The sequence below is a fragment of the Vibrio sp. 10N.222.55.B11 genome (assembly GCF_041473705.1).
GTDB lineage: Bacteria > Pseudomonadota > Gammaproteobacteria > Enterobacterales > Vibrionaceae > Vibrio > Vibrio crassostreae_C.
Genome location: NZ_JBFRST010000165.1, coordinates 1 through 581 on the forward strand (window position 1 = coordinate 1; position 581 = coordinate 581).

Annotated in this window: 1 protein-coding gene and 1 pseudogene; both read right to left on the bottom strand. The window is 49.1% G+C overall.

The window, feature by feature from the left end:
* A pseudogene (locus AB4503_RS25560) lies at positions 1-296 on the bottom strand (type-F conjugative transfer system mating-pair stabilization protein TraN); the annotation flags it as partial.
* Between the two features lie 36 nt (positions 297-332).
* Positions 333-581 (bottom strand): type-F conjugative transfer system pilin assembly protein TrbC (trbC, locus tag AB4503_RS25565; RefSeq protein WP_372115930.1); only part of this gene is annotated, 249 nt, incomplete at its 5' end.

Consider the following 581-nt stretch of genomic DNA (forward strand, 5'->3'; position numbering starts at 1 on the left):
TTATTAAAGTGGGTGTTGATGTCTTGAGCCAATCCATTGGTCACAAACTCTGTCCCTTTTTGTGCATTGATATCACTGTCTGACAGTCTTGACTCTTTTGGACTGCGGATCTCTTTTCGACACGTGGCGTCTTTGCAATAGTCATCGACATTGAGTGGAAGCGCATGAGGCGTGAGAGCTTGGCTTGCCGTTTGCTTCGCCCAATTGGCGCTCTCGGTAAAGGTTTGTTGTTCGCTGGCAAGAGCGAGAGTAGATAAAAAACTGAGCGTGAGCGCAGCCCAGAGGTCAATGCGCATAAGGAGCACCTCATCAAAAGTTGGGGTGAGAGAGGGTTATTGGGCATAGAGCGTGCGCAACAGTGGATGAATGTTTTGCTGCGCATCCCCGGCCGCGAGGTAATCCAGAGCTTGGTAAAGTGAAATGTTGCCGTAAAGGATGTCGTAGTCACTGGCTTTGCAAGGCTGCTTAGGTAAGCAACGGTTTTGTTTGACCGAAACAAAGGCCGGTACGCGATGAATATCAAATTGCTTAAACCAATCAGGGCTGATGGAAAAGCCGCTTTGAATGGGCGCCTTATTGGG